This is a genomic window from Pectobacterium sp. S5, from assembly GCF_051707265.1.
Lineage (GTDB): Bacteria > Pseudomonadota > Gammaproteobacteria > Enterobacterales > Enterobacteriaceae > Pectobacterium > Pectobacterium polare.
Genome location: NZ_JAULSZ010000004.1, coordinates 1 through 22,351 on the forward strand (window position 1 = coordinate 1; position 22,351 = coordinate 22,351).

Below are 22,351 nucleotides of genomic sequence, written 5' to 3' on the forward strand. Positions count from 1 at the left end.
GGGTCTTCGGCGGCGATGGTTGGGCATACGATATTGGTTACGGTGGGCTAGACCATGTGCTGGCCTCCGGCGAAGACATCAATGTGCTGGTGTTTGACACCGAAGTGTATTCCAACACGGGCGGGCAATCGTCCAAATCCACACCGGTAGCCGCCATCGCCAAATTTGCCGCCGAAGGGAAGCGCACGCGCAAAAAAGATCTCGGCATGATGGCCATGAGCTACGGCAACGTGTACGTGGCACAGATCGCTATGGGCGCGGATAAGACACAAACCCTACGCGCGATGGCGGAAGCGGAAGCCTGGCCGGGCCCGTCGTTGATCATTGCCTACGCCGCCTGTATTAATCACGGCTTGAAAGCCGGAATGGGGTGCAGCCAGCGTGAAACCCAGCGCGCTGTGGATGCCGGTTACTGGCATTTGTATCGCTTCGATCCACAGCGGGTGGATAAGGGGAAAAATCCCTTCTCGCTCGACTCGGACGAGCCGGAAGAGAGTTTCCAGGATTTCCTGATGGGCGAAGTCCGCTATGCGTCCTTAAAACGTCAGCATCCTGCCATCGCCAATAGCCTGTTTGAGCAAACCGAACGGGATGCCAAAGAGCGATATGAACGTTATCGACGTTTAGCGGGCGGTTGATCGTCGCGAGAGCAGAAAACACAACGAGCAGGCGGATAGAACGACACGCTATCCGCTCCTTCGTTTCCCTACTGACTTTTCCTTGCCTGCCGATGACGGACAGTATCTTTTATACTGCCGATAATTTATCCTCTTCCGCCTTTCGTCATCGACCGATAAATAAGAAAAAGTAAGAGCCTGCACCTATGATCTCATCATCCGACGCCACGCCGACGTCAGCGCCCTCTGCCACGTCAACGCTTGCTGTATTACGCTCGCCCTCGCTGCTGATGCGCGAGGTTTTGGCGGGCACCATCACCGCGCTGGCGCTTATCCCAGAGGTGATTTCCTTTTCCATCATCGCGGGGGTTGATCCCAAAGTCAGCCTGTTCGCCTCCATCGTACTGTGCTTCACCATGTCCTTTCTCGGCGGCAGACCAGCGATGGTGACCGCCGCAGCGGGTGCCGTGGCGCTGGTTATCGGCCCGATGGTACACGCGCACGGCGTAGCCTATATTCTGCCGGCGGTGATCATGGCTGGGATCATCCAGATCCTATTTGGATTGGCCGGGCTGGCGAGGATGATGCGCTACATCCCCCGTTCGGTGATGATCGGTTTCGTGAATGCCCTGGGCATCCTGATTTTTGCCGCGCAGGTGCCGCATATTTACGGGCAATCCTCGCTCGTCTGGCTGCTGTTCGCGCTGACGCTCGCGATTGTTCTGCTGCTGCCTTATGTGGTGAAAAGCATTCCCGCACCGCTGGTTGCCATTGTGACGGTGACCGCGATTGCCCTATTTACCGGTATCACGGTGCCTAACGTCGGCGATGCGGGCCCCATGCAGCCCGGATTGCCGAGTTTCACCCAGTGGCTGGTGCCGTTCAATTTTGAAACGCTGCACATCATCTGGCCGACCGCGCTGAGTATCGCGTTTGTCGGGCTGATGGAATCGCTGTTAACCGCCAAACTGGTCGACGACATCACGGATACGCCGTCCAGCAAGCGTCGCGAATGCTGGGGGCTGGGCATTTCCAATATCTTCTCCGGATTTTATGGCGGCATTGCCGGGTGTGCGATGATCGGGCAGACCGTGGTCAACGTGGAGTTGGGTAAAGCGCGCACGCGCATTTCCACCCTCGCCGCCGCGCTGGTGCTGTTGTTGCTGGTAACCGGACTGAGCGAAATCATGGCGAAGATTCCGATGGTGGTGCTAGCGGGCATTATGATGATCGTCGCGCTGAAAACGATGAACTGGCATAGCCTGCACCCGACGACGCTGAAGCGGATGCCGCTGTCGGAAACGCTGGTGGTCATCGTGACGGTTGTCGCGACCGTCTCGACGGGGAATCTGGCTATCGGCGTAGCGGGCGGCGTGATCTTTGCCATCCTGCTGTTTGCCCGCCGCGTGGCGCACGTCATTCACGCGGAGCGTCAGGTGAGCGACGACGGGCAGTCGGTGCACTACACGGTACGCGGGCCGCTCTTCTTCGGCAGCAGCAACGATCTCTTCGAACACTTTCTTTATGCGCAAGACCCGCAAAACGTCACCATCGATCTGACGCACGCCCAAATCTGGGATGCCTCCAGCGTGGCGGCACTCGACGCGATCGAAACCCGCTATCATCGCTACGATGCGAAGGTCACGATTGTCGGGCTGGATACCCATAGCACCAAAATTCACCAGCGCCTGTCAGGACATCTCTAAGTCACTCGGCGTTCGAAGGCGGCTACCGTCGCGGACGCCAGCGTTGACAACCCGCACGCCTCTGTGATTAGACTCAATGCTAAGCAGGCTAACTTAAGGAAAGCATTGATGAAAATTACCGACGTGCGCGTGATCCTCGCGAATCGATATATGTTTGTTGAGGTCACTACTGACGAGGGGCTGACGGGTATTGGCGAATCCGGTGCCTGGGGCTTTCTCGATGCCTCCAAAGGTGCCGTCGAGGCATTGCGCACGTATCTGATTGGGCAAGACCCGCTGCGTATTGAACACCACTGGCAGTATATGTACCGCTGCTGGCATTTCCGTGGTGCTGCGATCATGGGTGCCATCAGCGCGATTGATATCGCCCTGTGGGATATCGCGGGCAAATATTACGATACGCCGGTTTATAACCTGCTGGGCGGACGCTGCCGCGACAAAGCGCGCGTTTATGCCCACGCGGGCGGGCGCACCACGGAAGAAACCATCGCCAATCTGAAAAAAGCCAAAGCCGACGGCTTCACCGCGATTGGTCACCTCACGCCATTTCTCGATGAATCGCGCGATACCCCCTACTTCACCACTCACGCCAAAGAGATCGGCGAAGCCATTGAGCGCATCGGCCTCTATCGGGAAGCGGTCGGTAACGATGTCGACTTGTGTATCGAAATCCACCGCCGTCTGAAACCCGCCGATGCGGTGGTGTTCGCTCGCGGCATTGAACCGTTTTACCCCTATTTTATTGAAGACCCTATCGGCGCAGATAACTTCGATTCGATGGCGGAAGTGGCCGACAAAATCAATATTCCTATCGCCACCGGTGAACGCCTGAATAACCCGCAGGAGTTTGCGATGCTAATTCGCCGCAACGCCGTCGCCTATGTGCGCCCTGACGTCTGCATGTGCGGCGGCATCACCGGTGCGAAAAAAGTGGCTGCATTAGCAGAAGCCAACGATTTGATGGTGGTGCCGCATAACCCGCTCAGTCCGGTGTCCACCGCAGCCTGCTTGCAGATCGCTGTCAGTATTCCGAACTTTGCGCTGCTGGAATATCCGGGCGATGACCAGCCAGCGCTGTCAGAAAAATTTGGCGCGACAGGCGTAGAGAACGGCGTGCGGAAGAAAGACGTGGTGAAGAACACCTTCAAATGCGTGGACGGGTTCATGGAGATACCGACGCAGCCCGGCATCGGCATCGAGCTGGCGGACGATCTGGAGAACCGCTTCCCTTATCGCCGCCGCGGCCTGAAAACCCGACTGCACGTCGACGGTTCCGTCGTCGATCAATAACGGCGTGTCGGCAGGCCGTGGCGATCACTCGTCGCGCCACGACCTGCCGACGTTTCACCTACGGCATAGGATTTGCCGTTTTCCGCCCTTCCCATTGCATGAGCAGGCTTAGTGCCGCGGGCAGAGCAAGCAGCGTCAGCAAGGTCGCCACCATCAATCCACCGATAATCGCGTACGCCATCGGCCCCCAAAACACCTGATGCGCAATCGGGATCATGCCGAGAATCGCTGCCAGCGCCGTCAGTATAATCGGGCGTGAACGATGGCTGGCTGCATTGACAATCGCCTCTGTCGCAGGCTGTCCATTTTTCACATTCAGATCGACCTCGCCAATCAGAATAACCGCATTACGAATGATCATTCCTGCCAGCGCAATCGCCCCCAGCAGCGCCACAAACCCCATCGGCGTGCCGGTCGGCAGCATGGCCGCGACAATACCGATCAGGCCGAACGGTGCGGTCAGAAATGCCAGCGCCATGCGGGAAATACGCTGTAGCTGAATCATCAATAGCACCAGCATCACCAACAGCGTCACCGGCAGCACCGCGTACACGGAACCATTGCCCTTATCAGACTCCGCCGCAACGCCGCCTTCCGTGATGTGGTAACCCGCTGGTAACGCGGCGCGATAGCGTTCAATCTCGGGTGCCAATTTTTCAGACAGCGCAGGTGCCCGCACGCCCGGCGCGACATCCATTTGCACTACAATAAACGGCTCGCGCTGACGCCGCCAAATAATCGGATCCTCGACGCCATACGCCACGGTAGCGATCTGCCCCAGCGGAACGGAGCGCCCCTCCGCAATCGGGATTTGCAGATTGGCGATCGTTGCGACATCTCTGCGTTCCTGCGGCGTGCCACGAATCACTACGTCCACCAGCCGATTACCATCTCGTACCGACGTTAGCGTTGAACCAGAAAATATCGCTGCCAGCATACTGGCCACATCCTGCGAACTGATGCCAACGGCGCGGGCTTCGGTCTGATTCAGCACCACGTTCACCGTGCGTTCTGGCTCGCCCGCCGTCAGATTCACCTCACGCACATCAGCCTGTTTCCCCACCAGGCTCGCCAGCCCTTGTGCGATATCGCGGACACGATGACTATCTGGTCCCGCTACCCGGTATTTCAGCGGCCAGCCTACCGGTGGCCCCAGCTCCAGTGCAGACACCCGCGCGACAATGTTACTGAAATCCCGCTCAAGCACCTGATTTAACCGTGCTGCCAACGCGTCCCGCGCCTCCAGATTTTTTGCCACCACCACCAGCTGCGCAATATTCTCATGGCTCAGCAACACATCCATCGGGAGATAAAATCGCACCGCGCCCGATCCTACATAAGTGGAAAAATGGTCAACGTCAGGATCGTTTTTCAGGATAGCTTCCAGCCGTTTTGCCTGCGTTTCCGTCACCGCCTGTGAGGCATTCGCCGGTAGCGTCAGGCTGACCAGCAGCTCAGGCCTGTCGGAGGCCGGAAAGAACTCGCCCTCCAGCCGCGTCGCACCGAACAGGGCAATGATCAGTAGGATCAGCGTGATCGCCAGCGTCATCCCCCGGTTTGCCAGTGCGCGCTGTAGCCACTGACGATAGAGTCGTCCCAAGCGTCCCGGTTCGTCGGAATGGTGACGAAACGTTTTTGGCAACAGCCAGACGCCGAGCAGCGGCGAAAAGAGAATCGCGACGATCCAGGAACTCAGGAGCGAAATCAGAACCACCACGAAGAGCGAAAAGCAGTATTCCCCCGCGCTGGATGCGGCAAACCCCACCGGAATAAACCCGGCGATCATCACCAGCGTCCCCGTTAACATCGGAAACGCCGTGCTTTCATAGGCCCAGGCCGCCGCCCGTTTGCGATCCCAGCCCTGTTCCAGCCGCGAGACCATCGCTTCCACCGTAATCATGGCATCATCCACCAGCAGCCCCAGCGCAATAATCAGCGCGCCTAGCGAAATGCGCTGTAGCCCGATACCGGTGATTTCCATGCCAATAAAGGTCATCGCCAGCACAATCGGGATAGAAGCGGCCACCACCAGTCCGGCCCGGCTGCCGAGGGAGACAAACGACACCGCCAGCACAATCGCCACCGCTTCCAGCAGCACTTTCACGAAGCCGCCAACCGCACCTTTCACCACCTCAGCCTGGTCGGCCACGCGCGTCATTTCGATCCCATGCGGCAGTTGCGCAGAAAGCGTGTTCATTTTTTCGCGAATCGCTTGACCGAAATTGAGCATGTTGCCGGTGGGTGCCATTGAGATCGCCAACCCAATGGCTTTCTCGCCATTTACCCGAAACGTCGGCGACGGCGGATCTGCCGTTTCACGGTTAATCGTGGCGATATCGACCAGCGGGACAAACTTGCCGCCGATACGCAACGTAATCTGACGCAGGCTTTGCTCGGAGGTAAACGCCCCGCTGACGCGCACGGCAATCTTATCGTCCTCGGTACGAATAATACCGGCGGGCGTGACCGCATTCTGCGCTTTCAGTGAATCGATAACCTGCTGCGGATCTAACCCCAGCCCAGCGAGACGTCGGGGAGAAAACGTCACCACAATCTGTTCTTCTTCGACGCCCAGCATGTCGACCTTACCGACATCCGGCACGCTCAATAACGCCGAGCGAATATCCTCGACGCGATCGCGCAGCTCTCGCGGCGAAAAACCGTCGGCGGTAAAGCCATAAATCGTCCCGAACGTATCATCAAACTCGTCATTAACAGCGGGCGGACTGACGCCATCGGGAAGCGAGCTGGCAATGTCCGTCATTTTCTTACGCACCGTATACCAGATATTCGGCACGGCAGACGGCGGCGTGTCATCGCGCAGGTTAACGAAAACCACCGCCTCTCCGGCTCGGGTGTAGCTCTCGACATAATCGAGGTATGGCGTTTCCTGTAATTTTTTCTCCAGCTTATCGGTGACGAAATTGACGGTATCGCTCACCGTCGCGCCCGGCCAGGCGGCAGACACCACGGCAGACTTGATGGTAAATGCCGGATCTTCGTTACGAGGCAAACGTTGATAGCTCATCACGCCTGCCGCCATAATCACCAGCATCATAAACGCGACCAGTTGCTGATGCGCCAGTGCCCAGGCGGACAGGTTAAATCGTGCGCGGGTCGATTGCGGTTCTTGTGACATCAGCGACGCTCCTCTTCATCCAGTCGAATTTTTTCATCCGGCCGTAGCTTACTGACGCCAGCGATCACCACGCGATCGCCCTGTTCCAGTCCCCCGGCAATGAAGATCGCCGTGTCGCTGTAGCGCGCCACGGTAACCGGCTGCAAGCGTACCGTCTGGGTTGTGGTATTTACGACGTAGACCGCAGGTTGATCTCCCTGCCGCGTGAGCGCAGACGCCGGCAGTTCAATAACAGCCGCGTCGGACTGCTGTATCGCGCCATTCACGCTGGCACCGAATACCATCGCGGTGGGTGGCGAGGTTAACGTGACTCTCACCCTGAAGGTTCGCGTAACGGGATCGGCCTGCGGGCTGATATCCCGCACGCGCCCCTCTGTCTGAACGCTCGGCTCAGACAGCAGTGAAACGCGGATAACGCGCGTGGAAAGCGACTGATTGACCAGCCGTTCCGGCACATCAAACACCGCATCGCGCCCGCCGAGGGAGGCCAGCTTCACCACCTCTTGTCCGGCGCTCACCACCTGACCGGGATTGGCGCTGACCGTCGTGATCACTCCGTCCTGCGCGGCCGTAAGCTGCGTATAGCCGAAACGCTCCTGCGCACCTTTCACCGTTGCCTGCGCACTTTCACGACGGGAAACCGCCGCGTCCCAATTTGCCTGCGCTTCATCAAGCTGCACGCGCGCAATCGCGCCGCCCGGTGCCAGCGCCTTCATGCGGGAAAAGTTGCTTTTTGCCAGCCGTTCCGCCGAGACTGCGCTCGATAAATCCGCCTGCGCGCTGCGCAGCTGGTTTTCACTGTCGCGAGCATCGAGCGTCGCAATCACATCGCCGCGCTTCACCGACGCACCCACATCCACCAGACGATTCAGGATGCGACCATCCAGCCGGAAACCTAGCGCGGTTTCTTCATGCGGGCGAACTTCCCCCGTCAACGTCACCGGTTCCCGGCTCATCGCCGGCATAACCACCAGCGTTTTTACCGGCCTGACGGGCGGTGACGCGGGCGTATCATTAGCGCTGTCACAGCCGCTAAGCAGCACGGCCAACAGCAGACAGAAAGCAAAACGGCTGACCATCATCACGTCCTCTCACTCATCAGATAGCCTCAGAACGCATACAGAACGGCCAGCGTGGCACCGGTATCATTGCGTCGTTCCACAACCTGACTGTCCGCGACCTTGTCAGTGAGCCAGGTTGAGGTCACCCCGACGTTGGTTGACCACGCAGGGCTAAATTGATGCGTCCAGTTCGCGCCCAACGCATAGCCGTAAACGCCTTTCCCGGCATGATAGGCCGCCAGCCCAGAGCGGATACTCTGCTGCTGCGTTACGCCGTAGTAGGTTTGATTAAAGCGGGCATCCCCCATCAGCACGTCCGCCGACAGCGCCAGCACATCGTCTTTTGTCGCGGACTGCCACACCGTGCTCTTTGCCCCGATGCGGTACTGATTTCCCCTATCTCTTTCGCTCAGCGCAAATTCGCCGCTCGCTTCCAGCGCCAGCCAGGGTGCAAACTGATACCCCGCCGTTAGCGTGGTCGTTACCGATCCTTTAACCTTGCCCATCCCTTTCAGACGGTTTGAACCCGCGCGCCACTGGCTGTTTTTGTCATCCCTTCCCAGGTCGTAACCGATCGCGTGATCGAGATAAAAACCGGAGGGCGACTGGTATTGCCAGCCGATACCGTGCGTAGAATCAACATAAAGTGCGCCGCGCTGAATGGTCAGCACAGGCAGCGCAGTGGTTTGACGATCTTTGCTCCCTCTGTAGCGCGGCGCATTCTGGGCAGCGACACCCACGACGACATCCGTGTGGTCACCCCAGAATGAAGGCGCGGCGTCTTCTGCCGCTTCGGCAACAGCCGCACTGGACAGCGCGGCAGCGGACAGGCAGGTGGATAAAATAATTTTTGTTATGTTCATACATCCCCTCTTTTACGCGGTAATCTTGCACCGTGGCGTTTCCCCGACGGGTACAGCGTGATTGGTGTTGGCTTTTCAGCATCGTGGCGGATTATGCTGACGTTTAGTCAAGAAACGCTTTGTGGTTTTTTAAGATTTCATCAAGAGGGTGCGATGGCAGAAAAACGGGAGTTGATTATTGAAGACGATATGGATGCTGCCAGCGTGCTTGAGGCCTATCTGCGGCGCGACGGCTATCAGGTGTCTATCGCGTCTGATGGGCAACGGGGTCTGCACATGGCGCTGACCAGTAAACCCGATTTGATTTTGCTGGACGTGATGCTGCCGAAGATGAATGGCTCAGAGGTGCTGTCCGCCCTGCGGCAGCGCAGTAATATTCCGGTGATTATGGTGACGGCTATCGGCGACGAACCGGAAAGAATCGGCGCGCTGCGCTACGGCGCGGATGATTATGTCGTCAAGCCCTATAACCCACAGGAAGTGGTGGCGCGGGTGCAGGCCGTACTGCGACGTACCGGCTACGCGATCCGGGAAGATGCAGTCCTGACATTCGAGAATTTGTCGGTTGACCCGACCTCCGTCACGGCAAGCATCGCGGTATCGCCATCAGAATCCGTGGTGCTCGATCTGACGCCGACCGAATTCAACATTCTGGTGACGCTGCTCAAAGCGCCCAACCGCGCCTTTACCCGTGGTGAACTGCTGGAAGCCAGCCTGCCGGAAAGCGACGCGCTGGAGCGTGTGGTGGATACCCACGTTCACAACCTCAGGAAGAAGCTCAATCAGTACGACATCATCAATGTATTAGTCACCGTCCGCTCCGTCGGCTATCGATTCCGGTAAGTGTTGCGATGAAAAAATCGATCTTTCTGTCAGAAAAAATGTCGCTGTGGCGCTGGCTATGCTTTCGCATTATTTCTCTGCTGCTTGCCGCCGTGGTGATTATCGCGGGCCTCATGTGGCTGCGTTTCGCCGTCAACAATCTCTACGTCGAGCAGCACATGCCGGTCGAGATACGGACCGAATTTCAGCAATTAAGCGAACAGAAAGACTACGCCAACCCGCGCTATCAACAGATTATCAATCAGTATTACGGCCCGGAGTTCTTTGTGCCGAATATTGCCAGCAGCGACTGGCTGGTGCTCGCCATTATGGTGCTGATCGCCCTGCCCACCATGGTGGTCGTGGTACTGTGGCGCGCGCGACCACTGTCACAGCAATTTTCCAACATCGCCAGCGCCGCACGCGATGTCGCTCAAGGGAAATTCGATACCCGCACGCAGTTGGTCGAGCAAGCACCGATGGAGTTGGTAACGCTGGCGGACGACTTTAACAACATGACCGCACAGCTGGAGCGCTACGAACGGGAACTGCGTGAATCCAGTGCGGCGCTGGCTCACGAACTGCGTACGCCGTTAAATGCGGCAATGGGCCGCGTTCAGGGCATGCTTGATGATGTCTTCCCGCGAGATAAAGCCCAGTTGACGATGGTCATCAAACAGCTCGAACAGCTCAATCATGTGATTCAGGATCTGCATTTTCTGTCGCTCGCCAGAGCCGGACAACTGCAACTGGTTCAGACCCCTTTCTACTTCGACGAACTCATCACCGAACGACTAACCTGGTATCGGCCACAGCTAGAGCAGGCCGGATTTCAGACACAGACGCATATCGAACAACACGACTTCTGCCTTGCCGACCGCGAACGGTTAGGACAGGTGTTCTCTATTTTGATCGAGAACGCCTTAAGCTACGCCAGCGATGGCCGCTATCTGGCGATTGAGGTGCGTGAAACGACGCTGCGTGAGAACATACCGTGCTGGCAGATTACCGTCTCCGATCGCGGACCGGGCATTGAGCCAGAATCGTTGCCCCTGCTTTTCGACCGCTTCTGGCGCGCCGAGCATTCGCGTGGAAGGCACTCCGGCGGCAGCGGGCTGGGGCTGTCCATCGCCTCAGCCATTATCACGGCACACGGAGGCACGATTTATGCCTGTACTGAAAATTCTGCTTATGCGGAAAGTTACGCAGAAAGTCATACGAAAAGTCATGCAGAAAGCGATACGCCAGAGCACGGTCATCACGGCGGTCTTACCATCGTGATGACGCTGCCACGTAGTATCTAATACGCCGCATACCGTGAGTTAATTGCCCATTATTAAAAAGCATAGCGAAATTATTGCTATGCCCTGCCGCAGGGGAAAAACATGGTAAATAGCGGCAATCCTCATCGGCTACATGACAAGCTAAACAGAACAACCCCAGACGCCGCGCCCTACCGCGGGGCAGACAGTCCGCCAACGTGATTTTTCTCTCAATGAATCGTTATATTTATCTGGAATGAGATAAGGCGAAAAGAACTAATTTCGCTATAAGTATTTCGCTACTCTGCATGAGCGAAATATATCGCCTCGATTAAAACTCAATCATCAAGGTAATTATCATGAAACGTTCACTTCACCAGGCATTCATGGCGATAACGCTGATTAGCGCCTCCTTTTTCAGCCACGCCGCCGAAACACAAACCTCGACGTGGCAACATATCAAACAGACCGGTGAGTTACGCATCGGCGTGGCACAGGGCGAGCCCTGGTATTTTAAAAACCCATCAACCGGAGAATGGGACGGCATCGGCTATAACATCGGTAAAGAGCTGGCAAAAGACCTCGGGGTAAAATTGGTGACGGTGGAAACCACATGGGGCAACGCCATCGCCGCCTTACAAACCGGTCAGATCGATACCATGCTGGTGCTCGACCCAACGGAAGAGCGGAAAAAAGCGGTCGATTTTCCTGAGCAGCCTTTCTTTTGGTATGCGCAAGGCGTGTTGATTCGCGATGGCATTACGGTGACCAACTGGGACGACCTCAATCGGGAAGATGTTAAAATCGGCGTCACGCTGGGCTCCAGCCCAGACCTAATTCTGACCAAACGCCTGCCAAAAGCGCAGCTGGTACGTTTCCCGAATATGGATGAAGGCGTGGCGGCGTTCTATGCGGGTCGGGTCGATGCGCTGTCCTATTTCCACCCGGCGCTGGCGCTGCAACAGGCTAAAGTCGGCAAGGGCAATCTGATTCTGCCGAAGCCGATTATTGAGGTCAGCACCAGCGGGGCAATCCGTAAAGAAGCCGATCAAACCTTCCATAACTTCCTGAATGACGAGTTTGCCAAGCTGTATCAATCCGGCAAGACGCAGCACTACTATGAACAGGCTCTCAAACTGCGCGGCGTGGACGTCAGCAAAGTGCCATCGGTCATTAAAGAAGATTGGAAATAAGTCGGAAACGGTTAAAGCAACAGTCCTGAATGGAGTCAGGACATCTGCATTAGCGGGGTCAGCAGCGCGGCGACATCCTGACATTGTTCCAGTTCGGATAACGCCGCCGTTGCCTCCGCCACCGTTGTTGAGGCAAATCGGGACGAGAGATTCTCCGCAAATTTCGCCATGATGCGGCTTTCCGCCAACGGGTGTTCTGCGCACCCCAGCGGGAAGGCAATGCGCTCACCGCTTACCACTTTTCCCCGCGTGACGACATCAACCTGCAACACTGGCCGACGCGCCTGCGCCATCAGTTGGTCGAGTTCGGGAGAAACCTCAACCTGTACCTTACCGGCCAGCGCCAGAAGTTCTGGGTTGGTTAAGGTGTCGTCCGCACTCCAGCGATGCCTCGGAATACGATAAGCCAGACACGCCAGCGCAAACGGCAGGCTGAACTGCGCATCCGTCGCATTTTGCGGCCGTGCATCCATAAAATCAGCGGCCAGCCTCTGGCTTCCTTTGACCCGAATCAGGTCAATAGCCTGCGGCGACAGCACCAGTTCGTGCTGTACGCGTTCGAAGGATTCCAGCGCGGTATGTATCCAGCGACAGGACGGATACGCTTTGAAACTGGCGTGCTGGATCGCCCACGCCTCTCCTAGTCCATCCAGCAATGCCACTTCATCAAAGCGATCAGACCCCATCATGCGCCAGAATCCTTGCTCGCCGGACAGCACATCCCTTGGGCCGATAATCCCGCCACGATGCAGCTCGACGGCACGGACGCCCGACTCCGCCGCAGGGGCGTTGTAATCCTTGAAAGACACCAGCGGACGCTGCTGCCAGTTGTATTTGTGCAAGCTAGGCAACGGCGTCAGCGACGCCGCCAGACCGATGGCGTTCTCTAGTCCTTCAGAATCACATCCAGTGAGCAGTCCGTAGGCCACCGCCGCCCCGATGGATTCGTGCTGGCACACGCCATACACCTGCTGAAAACGCGCCTGACTCGGCTGCTGAGACTGAATGATACGACCATTGATTTCATACGCGGCGGCCAGCGCACAGATCAGCGTTTCGCCGTCAATCGGGCGCGATCCGAGTGCCGCCAGCGCGGCGGCAACCAGCGTGGCGCCGGGGTGCCCCATGCCGCGTCCGGCAACCTCATAACCATCATCGTAATCCAGCGCATTGATCGCCGCCGCATTCAAAAACGCCGCGCCAATGGCCGCCAACGGCACGCCGCCATCCAATACCGGGCTATTGCCCGCCGCATAATGCAGGCGGGTGACACGCGCGCAGTCCTTCACCACCTGGCTGCTCGCACCCGCGATGCCGCAGCCCAGACTGTCGATAAAATGCAGCTCGATTTTTCGTCTTAACGCAGCGGGAATGTCCTGAATCGTCAATCGATGGGCAAAGGTCGCGAGGCGCAACGTCAGAGGGTGTTCAGCAGCGTGAAGCATCGGCATTCCGCCATTCTTTTATAAATAAAAGGAATATTAGCACCACGTTTTATTATTTATTTATCATTTTTTCGACCTGCTAAGATGCATCGGTTCTAACAAAATAAGAAACGTATTTCCTAATTATGCATTTTCCAGGGGCGCTATTTTATGTCGTATCAGTGGGATTTTTCCGCCATCTGGCCCTATTACCAGCTGCTGCTGGAAGGGCTATGGGGAACGATAAAGATCGGTGCCACCAGCATCCTGATCGGGATGGTCGCTGGCATGGTGCTCGCCGCCATGAAAATGTCGCCCCGCCAACTCTTGCGCCTGCCTGCCGCGATGTTGATTGGCTTTTATCGTAATACGCCCGCGCTGGTGCATTTTTTCTGGATTTACTACGCCCTGCCCGTCATTACGCCGTTAACGTTTTCGCCTTTTACCGCCGCCGTAATCGCGCTGTCCGCACAGTCCGGTGCCTTTTATGCCGAAGTTTACCGTGGCGCGATTTCCTCTATTCACGCGGGGCAATGGGAAGGGGCAAAAGCGCTGGGCATGTCGAAATCAACAGCACTGCGTCGGGTCATTCTTCCTCAGGCGTTACGCCGGATGATCCCGCCCTTTATTGAACGCTCATTTGAACTCATCAAATCCACGTCGCTGGCGTCATCGCTGGCCTACAGCGAACTGCTTTATCAGGCGATGCAGATCAACAGCCAGACCTACCGACCGCTGGAAGTCTACAGTCTGGTGGCCGTGATGTATTTCACCCTGCTGCTGCTGATTAGCCTGTTCAGTCAACATATTGAGAAACGGCTGTCGCTAGCAGATCGCCGGCTCGCGTAAGGAACATCATGCATTATCAATGGGATTTCTCGCTGGTCTGGCACAACCTTCCCGTGCTGCTGAAAGGCCTTGGCGTCACGCTCGAACTCTGGCTGCTGGCCGGTGTGCTGGGCACCGCGCTGGGGCTGGTTCTCGGTCTGTTTCGCGTATTTGGCAAACGCTGGCTGTCGCTGCCCGCCAGATGCTTTGTCGAAATCTTCCGTAATACGCCCGTTCTGATCCAACTGATCTGGTTTTATTACGCTTTCCCGGTTCTGGTCGGCGTGCAGTTCAGTACCTTTGCCGCCGCAGCGCTGGCTCTGACGCTGTATAGCGCCGCGTACTGTACGGAAATTTTCCGCGCTGGGCTGCAATCCATCGACCACGGACAGTGGGAAGGTGCAAAAGCGCTGGGCATGCGGCAGGCAGTGATCCTGCGGCGCGTGGTTCTGCCGCAGGTATTACGCAACATGCTGCCCGCCCTCACCAACCGGATGATCGAACTGGCCAAGGTAACCTCGCTGGCCTCGATACTGGCCGTCAACGAACTGATGTATCAAGGGCGGCTGCTGAGCAGCACCTATTATCGTCCGCTGGAAATCCTGACGGTGGTCGCGCTGCTCTATTTCGTTTTGATCTGGCCGGGGAGCTACCTTGCCGCACGACTTGAACGTCGTTTCCGTTCAACCCCCTAGCCTGACAGCACCACAGGATTGCTATGCGTGAAGCTATTAGTTTGAGTGAAAATCGTACTTTGAATGAAAACGGTACGCTGAGTAGAAATAATCCGTTGAGTGGAAATGAAGCTCTGAACGACGATATCGTCCTGCGCATTCGCGGACTCCAGAAACGCTTCGGTGCCGTTGAGGTATTGAAAGGGATCGATCTCGATGTGCGCCGCGGCGAAAAAATTGCCATCATCGGCGGCAGCGGATCGGGAAAAAGCACCCTGCTGCGCTGCCTGAATTTTATGGAGATCCCCAGCGCCGGCACCATCGAACTGGATGGTGTGGTGTTGGGAAAAACCAACGCGCAAGGCCAGCGCGACTACCCGGAAAAGCAGCTGTGCGCCGTGCGGGAACGCGTAGGCATGGTGTTCCAGCAATTCAACCTGTTTCCCCATATGACCGTGCTAGAGAATGTGCGTGAAGCGCTGCTGTCGGTGAAGAAAATGCCACGGCATGACGCGGATATCATCGCCAAAGCACAGTTGGAAAAGGTCGGTCTGGGCAACAAACAAGAAGCCCGCCCCGGTAGCCTGTCCGGCGGTCAGCAGCAGCGGGTGGCGATTGCCCGCGCGCTAGCGATGTCACCAGAAGTCATGCTGTTCGATGAACCGACATCGTCACTGGATCCAGAACTGGTGGGCGAAGTGCTGCACACCATCCGAGCATTAGCGGAGGAAGGCCGCACCCTTCTGCTGGTCACCCATGAACTGGGGTTTGCCTATCACTTCGCCGACCGCGTCGTGTTTATCGAAAACGGCGTGATCCATGAAATGGGCAGCGCCGAACAGGTACTCAAAAACCCGCAGCAGCCGCGAACCCAGGCCTTTCTTGCGCGCTTTGCCGAGCGCTCCTTTTAACTCATCATTCACATTCAGGAACAGCACGATGCAACCCACATTATTCAGCCAGAGCAGCCAGGCCTATTTGCAGGATCCGCGTAACAGCGACGTACAGGTGTATGTGAATGGAGAGTTTGTTCATCGCGATAACGCGGTGGTGTCGATTTTTGATTCCGGCTACGTGTGCGGCGATGGCGTATGGGAAGGCCTGCGTTTGGTTAACGGCCGCCTGATTGCGCTGGATGCCCATCTGGATCGTCTGTTCGACGGTGCCGCCGCAATCCAGCTGGATATCGGCCATAGCCGGGAAGCGCTGACCGATATTATCTATCAAACGCTCGCCATCAACGGCATGACCGATGGCGCGCATATTCGCCTGATGATTACCCGAGGGAAAAAGCATACCCCGAATCAGGATCCCCGCTTTATTATCGGCGGCGCAACGGTCGTGTGCGTGGCGGAGTATAAAGTCGTCGATACGGCGGCGAAAAAGCGCGGGCTGACGCTGTTTACCTCCACCTACCGCACCAGTACGCCAGACGTCTTCGATCTGAGGCTGAACTCACATAGTCGGCTCAATCTGATTCAGGCGCTGCTACAGGCCTTGCAGGCTGGTGCCGATGAGGCGCTGATGCTGGATCCACACGGTTTTGTCGCCAGTTGTAACTCCACCAACTTTTTTATCGTCCGTCGCGGTGAACTGTGGACGTCGTCGGGCCGCTACTGCTTCAACGGCATTACCCGTCAGACCATTATCAACCTTGCAGAGGCCAACGGGCTGAAGGTTAAGACTCAAGATTTTACGCTGGCAGAAGCGCTCACTGCCGATGAAGCCTTTGTCACCGGCACGCTGGCGGGCATCACCCCGGTAAAAGCGCTGGACGGCCGCCCGTTTAACCCCGAACACCGCCCGGTAACCGAACAGCTCAGCCGCTGGTATGAGGCGTATCTGCACGCGTAGTGATTGAGGCGCTACGTTCAGCAACGAATTGATTCAACGAAATATTAACCGTTAGAAACATTTCATGTAACCTAAGCGCACTTTTTCAAAAGAGCAGGTCAGGGAATGAAAGCCGTAAAGTTACTGTTTGGCATCCTACTACTGAATATGGTCATAGGGGTCAGCACGGCTATCGCCGCCCCGGACGACACCGCACACCCTTTTTACGCGGGTAAAACGCTGGCGCATCCTATTATTTCGGGCGCACGCGACAGCAGCGCCCTTCTGGTTTTCATTCAGGAAAACCAGGTGGTCAAAGGCTATTATTGCTTCTGTAGCGAAGAGGATCAGAGTGTCGATCACCTTCCCCACCTGCTCGGTACCTTCCCCGATTCCACCATCGAATCCGTGTTTTATGCTGACGTGGACCAGGCTGGTCAAATCACGCTGGTGTTGAGTAAAAGCCAGGGCAAGTTCGCCCTGCGCGGTTGGCGTTACATTGAAGACGGCAGCTATATTCCGGTGCTAAGTTTACAGCCGGTTCTGGACAAGCTGGTTCGCGAGAATAAGGACCTCAATTCAACGCTGGTGAAACGCGCACTCGGCAAGCTTCCACCTTATGACTACAGCGCGCAGTACCCTAAGTTCGATAATCACGATTTCGATAACATCGACTTTACTCAGGGCAACGTTGTCGGCTGGTATCTTGACGATGGCACACCTTCTCATGCTGCGAAACAGCCAGCAGACAACGTCTACGCTTATAAAAAAACCTTTGCGGAAAAAGACGGTTTATTTCTCACCGTAACCTTCCGTCGCGTGGAAGACAGCGCAACCCCCGGATTTCGCGCGACAGCCATCAGTTGGCAAACTGACCCGGCTAAATTCAGCGGCAGCGAGAATGGGCCTTATGTCTATTACTCGGCGCAATATGGCTTAGTAAAAGGTTTTTTCCTGCATGGCGTTCCTGACGGAAAATGGACCACCGTCGGCGAAAACTTCGGCAGTTCAGGTAGCTATATAGCGGGACAACAGCAAGGCCAGTGGACCATCAGCGATGGGCAAGAAACGGCAACGGGATTGATGAAAGACGATGAGCGTGAAGGCCGCTGGGAAATCACCGACGGCATGGATGGCAATACACCAGAGCTGGGTGGCTTCGATACCTACCTCAATGGACAGCGTCATGGCCCAAGCGAGCGCCGTCTAGCGGGTGTGCTACGCTCGAAGGGCGATTATGTTGATGACCAGCCTGAAGGCATGTGGATCACCGAAAACGGCGAAGGCCCGTTTGTGAAAGGCGTGGCTAACGGTATGTGGAAACTAAAGACGGCTGACGGCGAGATCCAGCAGGTCGAACTGATCGCTGGCATAAAGCAGGGAGAACTGCGCTGGAGTGATGAGAAAGGCCGTCTGACACAAATCATTCATTATAAAGATAATCTTCCCCACGGTTTGTACCAGAAGTTCAACGCTGCCGGAAAAATGGTTTATCAGGCTGACTATGTCATGGGCAAACTGGAGGGCCGTGAAATCGAATATTATGACGATGGCACCACTCTGCGCGCCGATCGCGGCTACCGCAATGGCGAACTCGACGGCCTGTATATCTATAATTTCCCCGACGGAAAACCGAAGTCCGTATCGACCTATGACCACGGTTATGAAGTCGGACTGATGCAGGAATTTACCGCCACTGGCGTCAAAATTACCGAGCGCAATTACTGCCCTCTGTCGATGAGCGGCCGCGGCTACTGCGGTAAACAGCAAACCTTCAACCCTGACGGCACGCCGCTCACCGAAGCCGATTATCTGTTCAACCGCCAGCAAACCAATAATACCTGGTATGCGAACGGTCAGCGTCAGGATGAAACGCGTATCGGCACCGATGACAGCTACACCCAAATCAGCTATTACCCTAACGGCCAGATGCAATGCATTAGTCGCGCGCAGGGTTTCAAACCGTTGGTGGTCGATGGCAAAGAGTACAAAGATTATCAGGGCGCGCTGCGCCAGGGCGAAAGCGCCTGTTATTACCCCGATGGCAAAGTCAAAAGCAGCGGAGTCTGGAAAGACGGCAGGCTGACCACAGGCTGTGAAACACGTTTCGATGAGAACGGAAAACAGACCGCCCCCGGCCCTAAAGGCTGCGTGATTCCGAAATGGGAGTATGAACGCTGATATCCCACACAGGAGAAACGCTCAGTAATCGATGATTCTGCGCGGGTGTGCGGGTGATTCATATCCTTTCGAAAGTGGCTCCGCATTGAGTGAGGTTATATGGAGGCAAGTGCTTTCCATTACCCACTCAATGGGATAACAATAAGTCCCAACGTCTGCTCGGGGAGATTGAGTCGCCGGGGTTTATGGGTCGTTCAGAGGTATTATTCAGCGACTTCTCAGATTTAAGAGCTCGTAAGGGACGTCTGCTTTGAGCGAGAGCGGAAGTTCGCCCATATTTATAATGCTAACATTGCCATGTGGGAATCTATGGGAAATTGGTCAATTATCGACTGATCCTCAATTTCACTTTTACAGCTTACTTGCATACTTTGCTCCTTATCCCCCCGCGTCAAATTTCGATTTCTGGCGGTTCTTCACCGAATATTTCAATCCATTCTGACTGCCAGGTGCTGCTCAGTGAAAACTTCCTGAACTTAGGATGTAAATCTGTCCTGATCAGCAACCATTTCTGTTTGATTAGAGAGTTAGAACGCAGCGCACGTGAAACATTATTTGTATATTTTTTATTGTCATCATTTACTATGTGATCGTTAATTGTTTCTGTGATCTGAGTGCCAATGCTGGTCTCAAAACCAAGATAGGATCGTATCACCAGAGCGACAAAAATGAGAGGGATATACTCACTTCCACAGGACATGGCATTTTCAAGAGATAATGGCTTGAATGAAGGCGGGATGTCTCGCTCTTCACCGGATGCGCAGGTTGTTTCAATTCCATCGTCGAAATCGAAAGATAAATTACCGTGATCGTTTTTTTCACGGCTAGCGGTAAACTCGTCGTTGTTCCCTATGTTACGACTGAACGATGCCACCAATCGGTTTATGCTTTTTTCCGTTAAGAGTACGTCTGTTTGAGTTCTCAGTAATGATAAAGTCAGTTTTTCTCTTACATACTCTGATGACAGATATCTTGATATCAGAATTGGCATCTGACTTTCTTCGACCAGATCAATAATCTCATGATTGGTGTTAATACTCTTATCATTATAAATTGAATTAATCAGTCTGGTGAGTTCTTGTTTTGCTTCATTATAGGGCTTTTTTTCATGGAAAGGTAAATAAAGAGATGTCAAAGACAGGTAAATTGATGTGTGGCAGATATCGAGTATCAAACAGGTGCCTAAAGGCGATATACGAAATGTATGGGCTGAGCTAACGGTGTATTCGATGTTGAAGTCACTGTCAGAGGGTAGTTCAATACATTCAATAATCCTTTCTTTAACCGAACCTTCAATTGCTTTGCTAATCCAGTCTTTTTTATAACCGTAAAGTGATGCGAACCGGATTATCCGTTCAAGGCTAATTCCTTTTGCAATTTCTCCGGGGGAAACGGCGTCATTCAAAAAATAGAGTATTCTTAACTTCAGGAAGTAGCACTGGTTTACGTTCTGATAGGGCAGATAAACATTCGGTATATATGCTTTTTCCGTGTGATCTGGATGGTAAGTGAGCGTGGAGATGACATCCTTTTTACGCCACGCTGACTCATTTCCCAATTGGTAGTGTACGTGTTTAATCAATTGATAAAAGTTTCGGATATTATGCCAAGACACAGAAGATAATATCTCCAGGATGGGCATGCTCTCACTCGACAGTTGAAGGTTTTTTCTCAGCACATCTGCGTAGAAATTCATTTTTTCCAAGAAATCTTGAAGCTGATATTTTTTTCTCCAGTCTTTAATCCTAAAATCCTCACTCAGATATTCTTTAATGTACTTTATCCTGGTCGAAATCAGTTTGTTAAAGTCTGGTGATTTGAGGTGAATGATCTTGTCTTCTGGCCTAACGTCCAGAAAACCTTTATCTTTATTTTTAAAGAAGGTGAACTCTCTGAGTGTGATGATGACTGTTGCACCCGATTCTTGGGTTATTAAATGAGATAAAGCATAAATTTCCTCTTGAAACGATTCAGAAGCTCGGTCGACATTATCAATCACAATAATAACGGATTTGTTTTCTTTGACACGTTTTTTGAATATTTTTAATACTAGACTCTGTCGGTTGACGCTTTCCTTCTCCAGCAGTTCAGCTTCTTTGACCATAAACATTTCTGGATTCTTGGAAAAGATATCCTTGTAGGGCCCATTTTTTAATACTTTAATTTCATGCGAAAATGTAATGCGTAGCTCATCTAATGTAAATTCACTTTCATACTCGCTTTTTATCTTGTCATGCAGATAAGTGAATACGACGTTTTTTACATCAATGCTATGTTTTGAAACGTCATTTATTAAATCTATGATGATTGGAGTTGCATATATGTTCTTTTGCTGTCTGGCTTCTACTAAACATTTAGTCACCAGAGTGGTCTTTCCACATCCAACGGCACCAGTAATGATGATAACTTTACCAGTATGATGCTCTAGAATGAATTCTTTACCTTCAGCAGGTGAGAGATCTAACGCATCATTCGGAAGAAAGCTGGGTTTTGAATCTTTTAACGCTCTTTTTATTTCTCCTTTAAACTGATCCAACTTAGAGTCACTGACAAAGCAGTGTTCCAGCATTTTTCGCTGATTGTTCTCTGTTATCTGGGAGAAAAAGTTTTCATAAAAGTCATCTATCCATTGATTATCTTTGTTACTATCCCAAATGAAATCATGAACATGATCTTTTAGCATGTAACACACTTCTGATGGTACATGATTCAGTTCTGAGAGATAGCTGTCCAGATTATTCTTTTCTGTGCTGTCCCTAGAGATGAGGTTGTACATGAGATCAAACGAAAACTCATCTCCAAAGATATTTCCAAAATAAACGCCTTTCATCGAGTCAGTTGTTTTACCGGCTTTTGGCAGCATGGGGCAAACAAACCACTCTGCACCATTTGTGATTAATGCATATTGAACTGCTTTTTCGACACAGTATCTTTGTGCCTGATCGATAACCTCAGAAATTTTCTTATTGAATGCTTTTTTGAGATAGGCGACAGAGTATTCGTTCAAGGTTAAGGTGTTTTTTGGAAGGCCAAAGGTCACGCCGATTTTTTTGGCTTCAACAACAAGGCGAGGCATTCTTTCAATACTCAGTATATAATCGGCATACCCCGCTGTTCCGCAATACGCTTCCGGTGTAAATTCTTCTTTATTCCAGCCCAGTATACTTAGGATCTCATCTATCACCAGTAAGCGGCTTTCAGCTTCATTTGCTTCAAAAAGAGTATCTTTTCGAGCGATATACCGTTCCTGCACTTCCTTAAATTTTTCGAATGCCTTTTCTCTGCTCATACATAGCCCCAATAAGAGTATTGAAAAATTTTCATTTTTTCAGTTGCTCAGTTTGAATGGTCGGGGGAAACCTCTCAGTATAACTTAAAAATTTATCACCCCCGGATTTCTGATCTGTGGCGCTTGTCTCAACGATCACGCTTTGCCGTTTAACTTGCAGGTCAAAAGA

Annotated in this window: 16 protein-coding genes; 11 read left to right on the forward strand and 5 right to left on the reverse strand. The window is 53.8% G+C overall.

Going from position 1 to position 22,351, the window contains the following annotated elements; all coding sequences use genetic code 11:
- The 3 genes from QWJ20_RS14765 to dgoD form a co-directional block, all read left to right on the forward strand.
- On the forward strand, nucleotides 1-638 hold a 638-nt coding region (locus QWJ20_RS14765; RefSeq protein ID WP_433992853.1), incomplete at its 5' end, for a thiamine pyrophosphate-dependent enzyme.
- A 185-nt stretch (nucleotides 639-823) separates the two neighbouring features.
- Complete coding sequence (locus QWJ20_RS14770; RefSeq protein ID WP_433992854.1) at nucleotides 824-2,323, forward strand: SulP family inorganic anion transporter; 1,500 nt, start codon at nucleotides 824-826, stop codon at nucleotides 2,321-2,323.
- Nucleotides 2,324-2,431: 108 nt separating this feature from the next.
- Nucleotides 2,432-3,613 (forward strand): galactonate dehydratase, encoded by a 1,182-nt coding sequence (gene dgoD, locus QWJ20_RS14775; RefSeq protein WP_174869865.1) that lies wholly within the window; start codon nucleotides 2,432-2,434, stop codon nucleotides 3,611-3,613.
- A gap of 58 nt (nucleotides 3,614-3,671) precedes the next feature.
- Here the strand turns inward: dgoD and QWJ20_RS14780 are convergent, their stop codons facing one another.
- The 3 genes from QWJ20_RS14780 to QWJ20_RS14790 are packed head-to-tail and all read right to left on the reverse strand — an operon-like array spanning nucleotide 3,672 to nucleotide 8,676.
- Nucleotides 3,672-6,752 (reverse strand): efflux RND transporter permease subunit, encoded by a 3,081-nt coding sequence (locus tag QWJ20_RS14780; RefSeq protein ID WP_433992855.1) that lies wholly within the window; start codon nucleotides 6,750-6,752, stop codon nucleotides 3,672-3,674.
- Complete coding sequence (locus tag QWJ20_RS14785) at nucleotides 6,752-7,834, reverse strand: efflux RND transporter periplasmic adaptor subunit (protein ID WP_433992856.1); 1,083 nt, start codon at nucleotides 7,832-7,834, stop codon at nucleotides 6,752-6,754. The genes QWJ20_RS14780 and QWJ20_RS14785 overlap by 1 nt, the downstream gene beginning before the upstream one ends.
- 26 nt (nucleotides 7,835-7,860) lie before the next feature.
- Nucleotides 7,861-8,676, reverse strand: a complete 816-nt coding sequence (locus QWJ20_RS14790) for a MipA/OmpV family protein (protein ID WP_219680790.1) — start codon at nucleotides 8,674-8,676, stop codon at nucleotides 7,861-7,863.
- Between the two features lie 153 nt (nucleotides 8,677-8,829).
- On the opposite strand from QWJ20_RS14790, the gene QWJ20_RS14795 reads away from it, so the two are divergent.
- The 3 genes from QWJ20_RS14795 to QWJ20_RS14805 all read left to right on the forward strand — a co-directional run bounded on the left by QWJ20_RS14795 (nucleotide 8,830) and on the right by QWJ20_RS14805 (nucleotide 11,953).
- The gene (locus tag QWJ20_RS14795; protein WP_433992857.1) at nucleotides 8,830-9,519 is read left to right on the forward strand and encodes a response regulator transcription factor; all 690 of its coding nucleotides are present in this window, start codon (nucleotides 8,830-8,832) and stop codon (nucleotides 9,517-9,519) included.
- Nucleotides 9,520-9,527: 8 nt separating this feature from the next.
- Complete coding sequence (locus tag QWJ20_RS14800) at nucleotides 9,528-10,802, forward strand: sensor histidine kinase (protein ID WP_433992858.1); 1,275 nt, start codon at nucleotides 9,528-9,530, stop codon at nucleotides 10,800-10,802.
- A 317-nt stretch (nucleotides 10,803-11,119) separates the two neighbouring features.
- A complete protein-coding gene (locus QWJ20_RS14805; protein WP_120358042.1) occupies nucleotides 11,120-11,953 on the forward strand; it encodes a transporter substrate-binding domain-containing protein in 834 nt (277 codons plus the stop codon).
- 35 nt (nucleotides 11,954-11,988) lie between these two features.
- Here the strand turns inward: QWJ20_RS14805 and QWJ20_RS14810 are convergent, their stop codons facing one another.
- Nucleotides 11,989-13,398 carry an MmgE/PrpD family protein gene (locus QWJ20_RS14810; protein WP_433992859.1) on the reverse strand — a complete coding sequence of 470 codons (1,410 nt, stop codon included), beginning with the start codon at nucleotides 13,396-13,398 and terminating at the stop codon, nucleotides 11,989-11,991.
- Between the two features lie 150 nt (nucleotides 13,399-13,548).
- Here QWJ20_RS14810 and QWJ20_RS14815 point away from each other — a divergent pair, with 150 nt between their 5' ends.
- The 5 genes from QWJ20_RS14815 to QWJ20_RS14835 all read left to right on the forward strand — a co-directional run bounded on the left by QWJ20_RS14815 (nucleotide 13,549) and on the right by QWJ20_RS14835 (nucleotide 18,893).
- On the forward strand, nucleotides 13,549-14,226 hold the full coding sequence (locus QWJ20_RS14815) for an amino acid ABC transporter permease (RefSeq protein WP_433992860.1): 678 nt from the start codon (nucleotides 13,549-13,551) through the stop codon (nucleotides 14,224-14,226).
- A gap of 8 nt (nucleotides 14,227-14,234) precedes the next feature.
- Nucleotides 14,235-14,900 (forward strand): amino acid ABC transporter permease, encoded by a 666-nt coding sequence (locus QWJ20_RS14820; protein WP_039275425.1) that lies wholly within the window; start codon nucleotides 14,235-14,237, stop codon nucleotides 14,898-14,900.
- Between the two features lie 23 nt (nucleotides 14,901-14,923).
- Entirely contained in the window at nucleotides 14,924-15,790 is an 867-nt protein-coding gene (locus tag QWJ20_RS14825; protein ID WP_433992861.1) for an amino acid ABC transporter ATP-binding protein, read from the forward strand.
- Between the two features lie 28 nt (nucleotides 15,791-15,818).
- A complete protein-coding gene (locus QWJ20_RS14830) occupies nucleotides 15,819-16,733 on the forward strand; it encodes an aminotransferase class IV (RefSeq protein ID WP_433992862.1) in 915 nt (304 codons plus the stop codon).
- Nucleotides 16,734-16,838: 105 nt separating this feature from the next.
- Nucleotides 16,839-18,893 (forward strand): hypothetical protein, encoded by a 2,055-nt coding sequence (locus tag QWJ20_RS14835; RefSeq protein WP_433992863.1) that lies wholly within the window; start codon nucleotides 16,839-16,841, stop codon nucleotides 18,891-18,893.
- A gap of 391 nt (nucleotides 18,894-19,284) precedes the next feature.
- On the opposite strand, the gene QWJ20_RS14840 is transcribed toward QWJ20_RS14835, so the two are convergent.
- The gene (locus tag QWJ20_RS14840; protein WP_433992864.1) at nucleotides 19,285-22,182 is read right to left on the reverse strand and encodes an AAA family ATPase; all 2,898 of its coding nucleotides are present in this window, start codon (nucleotides 22,180-22,182) and stop codon (nucleotides 19,285-19,287) included.
- Between the last annotated feature and the right edge of the window lie 169 nt (nucleotides 22,183-22,351).